The organism is Psychroserpens sp. (genome assembly GCF_036960315.1).
GTDB lineage: Bacteria > Bacteroidota > Bacteroidia > Flavobacteriales > Flavobacteriaceae > Psychroserpens.
In genome coordinates, this window is the sequence record NZ_JBALVR010000007.1 from 153,238 (window position 1) to 164,223 (window position 10,986).

Sequence of the window (10,986 nt, forward strand, 5' to 3'; positions counted from 1 at the left end):
AAACTTAGCTATTTTTTGCGAATGCTACAACGTTGTAGATTGTTATAATATTGAGAATATATCAAAAAAAACGGTGATTTTCAATGAAATTATCAAAAATCTGTAATAATATAGATTTTTAGTTAAGAATTTGTTAATACCACTTTCGCCTAAATAGACCTAATAAGGCTTGAGGATCAACTGTGAATTTAATTCGTATTTTCTGGTCGTAGTTGGGTTGACCTATTTCCCATCCTAAGTTAGAATATATAGGGAAATAGAGTTCAAAATAATCGGTAACTAAATCTAATTTTATACCTGAATCATAAACAAATGCAGGGTTTAGACCTTTATTTTTTACCAAGCCGATGTCACCATAAACTTCAATGTATTTCCAGATGGTTGTACTCACATTTGCAGTTGTTATCCATTGGTTTGCAAAAGGTGTTTCTAGTTTTGATTTGAAGCCTCCTTCGGCGATGATTATTTGCTGACTAAATATTCCTGAAGCTTCAGATCGTCCTAAATAGTTATAATCAAATAAGTAGTCTGTTGGTCTATCCAAAGCAAAACTAAAATAATCTGAAGACGCGTCTGTATTGTTATATAAAAACGTTCCAGCAAATAAACGGAAGTTAAATTGTCTGTTGTGTTCGGAGAGTTTACGGTATTCGTAATTAATTGCAATTTTTCCGAATTTTCTAGCAAATTGTACATCATAATACCATTTGCTGAAATTTACCAAACCAGGTTTAGAGCTTACATATCTTAAATTTAGAACGCTATAATCTGGTTCTTCGGCAAGTTCATCTATAAGTGCATTTTCGCCAACATCTCTGGAGATATTCAGATATCTTAAATTTAAAAATCGTCGTTGATCAGATCTAAAATCATCATTGTCTCTAAATACAAACGAAAGACTAGGCGTGAAAATTGTCACAAAAGAATCTTCAGCAAATGAATTGTATTTTGCGTTGATTCCGTAAGTAACATTGAACAAGTCTCTATCTTCAATGTTGTGTGTATAAGACACACTGCTACTACCAGTTAAAGATTTAGATTTGGTTGCATACACTGGAGAAATTTTATAATTTAATCGTTTTCTTAAAATGGTTTTATTATAAAATTTCGCACCAAAAGTTAAACCGTCATAGATGTTTCTATACTCAATTTGAGGCATTAAAAATACTTGGTTATAGTTTGGGTCTTCAACATCTTTTATGAGTCTAAACTGAAAGGGTTTATTATTAAAAAAGTAGCCTTTTAAGGATTTGTAATTGTCTCTTAAATTAATTTCAGGAATTGCAGTGTCGTAGTTTAAAGCTAGTCTATCAATACTATCTCTAGGAATTGTTATCGTCTTTAATTCACCTATGTTTTCTATCCATGATTTTGAGACAATAGAATCATTACTTAACGCAAATAACGAAACAGGCATGTTGTTGTTTCGTTTATTCATTATAGTTAATGTAATTGAGTCTTCAGTCTTTTCAATCTTTTTAATTTTGAAATCTATCTTCTCTCTAGTAGCTACATAATCATTAAAAAACCAATCAATATTTTTTTGTGTTTTACTTTTGATAAGTTTCTCGAAATCTGTTGAGTTTGTAAGTTTTAGTTGGTTATTTTTTAGATAGTCGTAAATGGTGGTTTCTACAATATCGGCGTTTACAAAATCGTCCAAATACCGTAAACCGATTCCGGCCTTATATTTTCCAGCGATATTGGCATTAAATTTAAGTAATGAGTCTTTAGGTGTCGTCAATGGCTGATCGAGATTTGTTCGTGCCATCTGCATAAAAAACAAATTAAACTGATCGTTATATCCTAAGTCTGCAGCATGAAATGACCGAATTCCCCATATATTTGCTAAGGTTCCCAAAAGTTTGGTGTCTGGATAATATTCGTCAATATACTTCATTAAAAAGTAAATTTGAATAGCATCTCTTATCCAATAATCTTTTCTTGGATTAATGAGTAATGTGTTTTCTAGATAGTTATTTAAAGCAGTTTTAAGTAGCTTAAGTTCGTATTGAAAATTATCTGGAAAAGGACGAATAAAATCTGGCAATTGATTTAAACCATATAATGGATCTTTCTTGTAATCGTTTTTGGTTATCAATAAACGTTCATGAGGATACTCGCCAAGGTTTTCTGTAATAAATCGGGTTATCTTATCCGTAATTATAGCTTTTTCTTCGGAGGGAACACCATTTGTAGATAAATCGGAGAAAAGGGTGAAATCATCGGTTTGCACAAATTTGAATCCAGACAATTTGGTCAATATCAAATGGGTGTTGACGCGATCTTTTCCATATAAAAAAAACGTCTGCGTGTCTTTAGTCTGTTTGATATCTATAGTGTTGAGTTCTGATATCAACTGATAACTAAGAGGGAATTCAATTTGAAATGTTAGGTCTGCTTTCGCAATGTATAAATCGTTTAAATTTTTGTTGCTGTAATACTGCCACTTTCCATCATAAACAGTAGGAGTGATGTACCAATATTTTAGGTTAAAATCTTTATTTGGGCTAATGCCATAACCTGTAAAACTATCATCTGGCACCACCACATTATATTGGAGTGAGATGTCATAAAATTCGTTTGGGAGAAGCGGTGTTTCTAAATCTACTTTTATGACATCAGGATGTGCTTTTAACGTAGAAAAACTTAAGGCATTGGCATTACTATCTTCCAGTTTTGTGATTATTGTAAATCCTCTTTGTTCACTTTTGGCAAAATGAAATTTATCATTAAACTCTTCTGTAAATCGTTTGGCCAAGGGAGTGTTTTTTGTGGAATAGGCATTATTCCAGTCATTGAGATAGATAGTCGATAAGGTGTCATTACTTGCGTTTTGATACTTGATCTGCTGACTAATTTTTATAGTTTTCGTATATACATCTACAGATGCCCTCAGGTCAATACTATTTTGACCAGATAAAGCGATGCTCCAAAAGAAGAGAAAACTACCTATAACACGATTTAGTTTCAATGCGCAACTACAAATTTTAATGGTTTAAACTGAAATTTTGAACTTGTAATATAATAGATGCCATTTGCAAATTGTGTCGCATCTATAGATATTAACGTATTATTAACGTCAACAGTTTTCACCAATTGCCCAATGTTATTAAAAAGGCTAAGTGACCAATTATTTATTAAGCTGGGTTTTGCTCTTAGTTTTAGTATATCATTTACAATATTTGTTCCTAAAATAGTAATCGCTTGTTCTTCGGAAAAGTCAGGAATACTTAAAGATTGATTGGTTTGTAATTCTAATGTTACTGGAAGGTGATCACTAAAATGGTACAACGCATCTCTAATAGTAAATGAATAGTCGGTTCCTGAGCAATTGCTAGAATTGATTTCTCTGTTGAAGCAATTAGAATTGGCATTATTTCCATAAGCGGCATAGCTATCCGAAACATATGATAGTTCTGGGTTGCCAACCATCATAAAAGATGACGTCATTATAAAATCGAAACGATCATCAAAACCTCCTGTGCTTCCTCCTAAACCTGATTGTGTTCTGGTGGATTGTGTGAATACATCTATATAACTCGGGTTGGTATGCCAATTTCCTATGCGATCTGCTGGATCTTCAAATTTTATAGAATTGTCATTTGCTGTATCAATAATTTCTTGAAATGCGGGTTCTGAGCTTCTATAGATATTAAAATCTCCTGCCAAAATAATATTACTGCTAGCAGGAAATGTATTGAGATATGTTGTTAAATCCTGAACCATTTCTAAACGGAAATCTTCATTGTCTTCACCTTGAGATGCTTTTAAGTGACATACAATTACATCTAAAAATACAGGATTAGTGCCTTGGTTTATAGAGTTAAGCTTTAATTTATAATGATTAAAGTCTCTAAAAATAGTAGTCACTATGGTTTGACTTTCTAAAATAAATTTAGAACTGTCATAATAAATTAATTGTTGTAAATCGTTCTGGTTACCTCCACTATCATCAGATGTGTTTAATTGAAAGGTAGCATTTTGATAATCGGGATTTAAAAATTGCATGACATTCAAAATCGAATTTGCACCATTTTGATTATTTAATTCACACACCATAAAGAGGTCTGGTTTGTAATCATCTAAAATGAGTTGTAACTGATCTAATCGATTAGGAACAGCAGTTTCTGATGGAAAATTAAGTAAATTATAAAACATGAGTTTTAAGTTTTCCTGTGCAACAAGCGACTGAAACATTAAAACACACGCAAAAGCGGTTAACGTTAATTTCTTAATCATAGCGGTAATCTTGAAATTATATTAATATGTGTCTATTAGAAATTCGGACTCAAACCGTATTCCTTATAGAATTTATCAAGTATGCTGATCACATCATCTGCGGTATCAACTACATGAATTAAATCTAAATCTTTGGCACTAATGTTAGAGAATTTTTCTAGAAGCGTACTTTTTACCCAATCCATTAAGCCATCCCAAAATTCTGAACCAACAAGAATGATTGGAAACTTTTCAATTTTATTGGTTTGTATTAACGTAATCGCTTCAAACAATTCGTCAAGTGTTCCAAAGCCTCCAGGCATCACAACAAAGCCTTGTGAATATTTTACAAACATCACTTTTCTCACGAAGAAGTAATCAAAATCCAAACTTTTATCATTATCGATATATGGATTGTCATGTTGCTCAAACGGCAATTCGATATTTAATCCAACCGAAGTTCCACCAGCAATATGTGCACCTTTGTTACCAGCTTCCATGATTCCTGGTCCACCACCTGTGATGACACCATAACCATGATCTACAATTTTTGATGCAACCTCCTCTGCTAATTTATAATATTTGTGATCTGGCTTTGTTCTTGCCGAACCAAAGATTGATACACAAGGGCCAATTTTACTTAATTTTTCGTATCCATTTACAAATTCTCCCATGATTTTAAAAATCGCCCAAGAGTCATTATTTTTAATGGCATTCCAACGTTTATAGTGTTGTTCTGTTTTCATATATTGTATTCCTTTAATTTTTAGTCAACCAGCTAATTTAATTCTTTTTTTAGAAATTTGGCAGTGTAACTCTTTTTATCTTTTATAATCTCTTCTGGAGTTCCTTTAGCAACAACTTCTCCGCCGCCTTGACCTCCTTCATATCCAATATCGATAATATAATCAGACAATTTAATTACATCAAGATTGTGTTCAATAATTAAAACCGTATTGCCTTTGTCAACGAGCTCGTTTAAAACTACCATTAAAACTCTTATATCTTCAAAATGTAAACCTGTAGTTGGTTCATCAAGAATGTAAAAGGTGTTTCCGGTATCGCGTTTGCTTAATTCTGTAGCCAATTTAATCCGTTGTGCTTCACCACCAGAAAGTGTTGTGCTTTGTTGACCAAGTGTAATATAACCCAAGCCGACATCTTTAATAGTTCTTAGTTTTTTATGAATCTTCGGAATATGCTCAAAAAAGTCTACACCTTCAGTAATGGTCATATTCAAAACATCACTTATCGATTTTCCTTTGTAGCGAATTTCTAAAGTTTCACGATTAAATCGTTTGCCTTGACAGGTTTCACATTCGACATAAACATCTGGAAGGAAATTCATTTCAATCACTCTTAATCCACCACCTTGACAAGTTTCACAGCGACCACCTTTCACATTAAAACTAAATCGACCTGGCTTATAGCCTCGAATCATGGCTTCAGGAATCTTAGCAAACAAACTGCGGACTTCACTAAAGGTTCCTGTGTAAGTCGCAGGATTACTTCGAGGTGTCCTACCGATAGGAGACTGGTTAATATCAATAACTTTATCACAATGTTCTAAGCCTTTGATGCTTTTGTATGGCATTGGTTTTTTGACACCATTAAAATAATAGGCATTCATAATTGGATAAAGTGTTTCGTTAATGAGCGTCGATTTCCCGCTACCAGAAACTCCAGTAACACCAATCATTTTTCCTAACGGAAATTCTACGGAAACATTCTTTAAGTTATTACCTGTACAGCCTTTGAGTTGAATTGTTTTACCATTGCCTTTACGTCGTTTCTTCGGAACAGGAATCTCTTTCTTCCCATTGAGATAATCTGCTGTTAAGGTATCATGAGTTAAGAGTTCTTCCGGACTACCAATACTAATAATTTCTCCTCCATATTTTCCGGCTTTCGGACCAATATCAATGACATAATCGGCACGTTGTATCATGTCCTTGTCATGTTCTACAACAATCACCGAATTACCAATATCACGAAGTGACAACAGCGAGTTGATGAGTTTTTCATTATCACGTTGATGTAGACCTATACTTGGTTCATCTAAAATATAAAGGACACCAACCAATTGTGATCCAATTTGTGTCGCAAGCCTTATTCGTTGTGCCTCACCACCAGATAGTGATTTAGAACTTCGATTTAGTGACAAGTAATCCAAACCTACATCTAATAAAAATTGTAGTCTCGTTTTGATTTCCTTGATGATTTCTTCTGCAATTTTGAATTGCTTATCGCTTAAGTTTTTAGTGATGTTATTAAACCAATCGGCTAAATGAACAATGTCTTTTTGTGCCAATTCGGCGATATTCAAACCATTAACTTTAAAGAATAAGGATTCTTTTCGCAATCGTGAACCTTCACAGGTTGGGCATTCCACCTTATCCATATAATCTTTTGCCCAACGTTTAAGCGAAGTCGTTTCTGCATTTTTGTACTGGCTGTCTATAAAATTAGCAACACCTTCAAAATCGATTTTGTACTCACGAGTCACACCTAGAGTTTTACTTTCTACTGAGAATTTGTCGTTGCCACCATACATGATCATTTGCTTGGCATCTTTAGGAATAGACTTATAAGGATCACTTAAGCTAAAATCAAAGCGTTGGGCAATCGTTTCAAACTGCTTGAAAATCCAGCTGTTTTTTTGTTCTCCATGTGGAGCCAAAGCACCCAATTTAATAGATAACGAATCATCAGGAACAATTTTTCTTTCATTAATTTGATACAATGTTCCAATACCATTACAAGTTTGGCAAGCGCCTTTTGGAGAATTGAATGAGAAGTTATTTGGTTCTGGATTTGGATAAGATATACCAGATGAGGGACACATTAGATTCCGACTAAAATAGCGAGTTTCGTCAGTGTCATAATCTAAAACCATGAGTACATCATCTCCATGATACATGGCCGTATTTATGGTTTCTGAGAGACGCTTATCATTATCATCTGTTTCATCAATTTTAAGTCTGTCAATAACGATCTCTATATCATGGTTTTTGTAACGATCTAGTTTCATGCCTTTAACCAAATCCCTTACTTCGCCATCTGTTCTTACTTTCACAAAACCTTGCTTAGCAATTTGTTCAAATAACTCACGATAATGTCCTTTACGAGAACGAACGACAGGAGAGAGGATGTTTATCTTTTTTCCTTTGTAGCTGTCTTTAATTAATTCTTTGATTTGTTCATCATTATAACTCACCATTTCTTCTCCAGTATTATAACTGTAGGCATCACTTGCACGAGCATAAAGGAGGCGAAGAAAATCATAGATTTCAGTAATTGTTCCAACAGTAGATCGAGGTGATTTACTGGTTGTTTTTTGCTCAATGGCAATGACTGGTGAGAGTCCGTCAATTTTATCCACATCCGGACGTTCAAGTCCGCCTAAAAACTGACGAGCATAAGCCGAAAACGTCTCGATATAACGACGTTGACCTTCAGCATAAATCGTATCAAAGGCTAGAGATGATTTACCACTTCCTGATAAACCCGTAATCACTACCAATTGTTCTCGTGGAATGGTTACATCAATATTTTTCAGGTTGTGCACTCTGGCTCCTTTTACCTCGATAGCATTGTCAAATTTGCTCATAAATAATAGAGAATTGCTTGTTTGGATAGCAAAGTTGCAAAAGTACTGATTTTGTGATTAAAAAGTAAATCAGAAGCATTTGTGTATTGTTAAAATATACTTAATCGAAAACAATTGGATTTGGTTGCACACATGAGCCATCTACTTTTTGCATAGGGTTATTGAGAAACGATTTTGCCATTCCGAAGAAACAAGCATTAATAGGACAATGACCATCTGATGGGAAAATAACATGACTCACATTGCTCAGTGATTTTGATGTTTTGTTAGCGTTTGATGGTGGTGTAATAGGGTCCCATTCACCACTTACTAAAAGTGTTGGTATATCTGAAACTACAGGTTCCATTTTCGTGTTCTTATTGTTTTGTGAAGGCCATGATTTTAAAACATCTGGATCTGAAGCAAACAAACTCACACCATTAGTGAGACTTGAATACTTTTCGCCATCCTTTTCTACCATTTTTGTATTATTGAAAGCACCTTCATCCTTAACATTTATCGACCAATATGTGGCAACATTAATAAGACCCAATCTTGATGTAAAAGCTTGAATGGCATACGAAACAGCATTTATATCTTCATTTTTAAAAGCCATTATAAAAGCTGGTGTCTCAGCGATAGTTTGTCTATTATATAGCATTTGTTGAATTAGCAATAAGAAATCCTGCTTATTGATGACCAATTTATAATTGTCTATCTCAAATGTTTGTCCTTGAAGGTCTAGTTGTTTGCAAACCGCTTTAAAGTTTTCTTTCAGGTTTGGATATTTACTAGAGCAATTTGCATCTTTCTCACAGGTATCAAATAACTTTGCTATAGAGCGATTTAAATTAGTATAGATGTTTTCGTAGAGTCTAATTTCAGGTGGAAATAAACCAGATAAAATAGATGACCTTACATGTTTAGGAAACAATTCCATGTATTTCAAGGATAATCGTGTGCCATAAGATGCTCCAAAAAGGTTGAGTTGTTTATAGCCTAAATGTTGCCTCAACGCATCCAAATCTTTAGCGCTTTCCACAGTACCAAAAGCGGTTTTGAAATTCGGATCGTTTAATGATTTGATACAATCAGAACTGACCTCCAAAAGCTTCTCATCTTCTTGATTCAGTGTTATATCTGCTCTCATAACATCCAAAAATGAAGCACTCAAATCTGGACAAATAGCATCAGAAAAACCAATACCTCTCTGGTCATACATGATATAGTCACGATCTTGATCTAACGACAATCTGCTATATGAATTAGCAGAAGGCAAAACACTTCCGCCAGGTCCACCTTGAACAAACACTAGAGGGTCTTCTTGGCGATTTTCGGACTTTGATTTAATAACGACATATGCAATTCTAGTGCTGCCATTTTCTTTTTTACTCCAATTATTTGGAACCTCGACATAGCCACAAAGATCATGTGCGACAGAGATTTCATTTTCAAAAGAGCATTTATGTTCTTCTTGCGATTGACATGTAAACATACCAAGACTTAAGACCAATAATAGGAGTTTATTTTTTTTCATTTTAGTGAGAATTACAAATTGGAAAAGTGTTTGTGAATTTTGATTGGTAATCTCATAAAATTAGTAAATATTAAGCATTATTAGTATCATTGTTATGCTAAAATTAACATCAAATACTCTAACAGCATATGCAATTATTAGGAATAGGTTCAAGAATCAACCACAGCGAATTAGGAAAAGGTGTCGTAACAAATGTTACATCCAAGCATTATTGGGTCACCTTTATTGACAAGGGACTTGAGACTATCGATATTGATAGCGATTTTGAAGTCATTGAAGCCTGCGAAGATGAAGTCGATACGGTTAGTTTTTCTGAAGTTGAAAGTAGTCTAGTTCATATTTTAAAACGTTGGAGTGATATGACTGAAGTTGTTCCAATTGCTGATAAATGGAAAGGCGGAAAGCTCATCATGGAAGCTGGTGACACGAGTCTTCAAGGGAAAGAATTGACAATTGATAGTTTCTTTCATAAAATCACTATGGTTCGTGATCGACTGCGCGTTATGGAACAAAAAATCAATTCAAGTAAGAATCTAGATGAACAAGAAAAAGCAGATTTGCAACAATACATCACACGTAGCTACGGAAGTTTAACTACTTTTAATGTGCTGTTTAAATTAAAGTCTCAACAGTTTGTAGGACAGAAGAGTTAGTAAACTTTATTTATGCTTTTTAAAAAAGTCTTTTTTGATAAGAACAATAGGGATTCATAAGTAAGTGTGAAGATGTCTTTCATCTAAACACTATTTTAGTCGCTAAATCCCACTGTGAAACCTTGTGTCTGCTTTTGTGAATCTTTGTGTAATGTTTTTCACTGAATACTGTCAATCGAAGACTGGTCCAGTTTTAACATCATCAATCTCTAATCCCATAAACAGCAATTTATGAAAGCTTGGTAATTGTGCTCCAGTATCAGTTGTGCTCCAATCACTCCATGAGGCTTCTAAACCATCAATAGGTAAAATATCTACCCACATTTGATAGCTTTTTGGTTTCCCTTTGTCATCAAAATGCCACAAGTATGAATCTCCAGGTGTTGAACCTCCATTAGTGTAAGTCACTAATAATGCGTCTTTATTATCTTCTGTTTTTATGAGTCTACGTTCTACACCAGGATCAAAAACTTTATAAGGTGCAACAAGCCAAAACGTGTCATTATTGAAAAGATCTACTGCTTTTTTGATGTAATCTATGGTTTCATTGCCTATATATTTTTCTTCAGATATGTAAACATGAGAATTATTGTGATTGACTAAGTCCAATTCGACTTTAATATTTTTCCAATAGACCTCGCAAGTATTTCCTGCTTTAAACCATTTAAAATGATGACGCTTTTTAAATGTGAATTCTATATAATCTGTGGTTTTGTAAGCATCGTGATTAAGTACATCTAGCATTTGGGTTGCTAACTGATCTGCTGCTTGCCCTTGTTCTCCAATCGGTAAGTCTTCGTCATATTTGATATACATAAATGCGAAAAATAGTAGTGTGGGTAAGGTGAAGAATATTATGATTCCTCCAATTATTTTTAGAATTTTATTTGGTTTTGGCACTTTAGATTGTTTTTTCAAATGTACGGATTAATGGATTCTGCATCAAGTACGGAATGACAGAATATATTCAACTAGCATGAGATTCT

The 10,986-nt window shown here is 33.9% G+C and carries 7 protein-coding genes; 1 reads left to right on the forward strand and 6 read right to left on the reverse strand.

Translation table 11 applies throughout. The features are described 5' to 3' along the window. Window positions 1-133: 133 nt before the first annotated feature. The 5 genes from V7719_RS13010 to V7719_RS13030 form a co-directional block, all read right to left on the reverse strand. Window positions 134-2,974 carry a metalloprotease gene (locus V7719_RS13010; RefSeq protein ID WP_335730355.1) on the reverse strand — a complete coding sequence of 947 codons (2,841 nt, stop codon included), beginning with the start codon at window positions 2,972-2,974 and terminating at the stop codon, window positions 134-136. Beyond that, window positions 2,971-4,242 carry a hypothetical protein gene (locus V7719_RS13015; RefSeq protein WP_335730356.1) on the reverse strand — a complete coding sequence of 424 codons (1,272 nt, stop codon included), beginning with the start codon at window positions 4,240-4,242 and terminating at the stop codon, window positions 2,971-2,973. Before V7719_RS13015 ends, V7719_RS13010 begins: the two co-directional genes overlap by 4 nt. A gap of 35 nt (window positions 4,243-4,277) precedes the next feature. Continuing rightward, window positions 4,278-4,967, reverse strand: coding sequence for a TIGR00730 family Rossman fold protein (locus V7719_RS13020; protein WP_335730357.1), 690 nt, complete (start codon window positions 4,965-4,967; stop codon window positions 4,278-4,280). Between the two features lie 32 nt (window positions 4,968-4,999). After that, on the reverse strand, window positions 5,000-7,831 hold the full coding sequence (gene uvrA, locus V7719_RS13025; protein WP_335730358.1) for an excinuclease ABC subunit UvrA: 2,832 nt from the start codon (window positions 7,829-7,831) through the stop codon (window positions 5,000-5,002). Window positions 7,832-7,931: 100 nt separating this feature from the next. Further along, window positions 7,932-9,347 carry an alpha/beta fold hydrolase gene (locus V7719_RS13030; protein ID WP_335730359.1) on the reverse strand — a complete coding sequence of 472 codons (1,416 nt, stop codon included), beginning with the start codon at window positions 9,345-9,347 and terminating at the stop codon, window positions 7,932-7,934. A gap of 128 nt (window positions 9,348-9,475) precedes the next feature. Here V7719_RS13030 and V7719_RS13035 point away from each other — a divergent pair, with 128 nt between their 5' ends. Further along, a complete protein-coding gene (locus tag V7719_RS13035; protein WP_335730360.1) occupies window positions 9,476-10,000 on the forward strand; it encodes a hypothetical protein in 525 nt (174 codons plus the stop codon). Window positions 10,001-10,171: 171 nt separating this feature from the next. Here V7719_RS13035 and V7719_RS13040 read toward each other — a convergent pair whose 3' ends face one another. Continuing rightward, window positions 10,172-10,918, reverse strand: coding sequence for a hypothetical protein (locus tag V7719_RS13040; RefSeq protein WP_335730361.1), 747 nt, complete (start codon window positions 10,916-10,918; stop codon window positions 10,172-10,174). Between the last annotated feature and the right edge of the window lie 68 nt (window positions 10,919-10,986).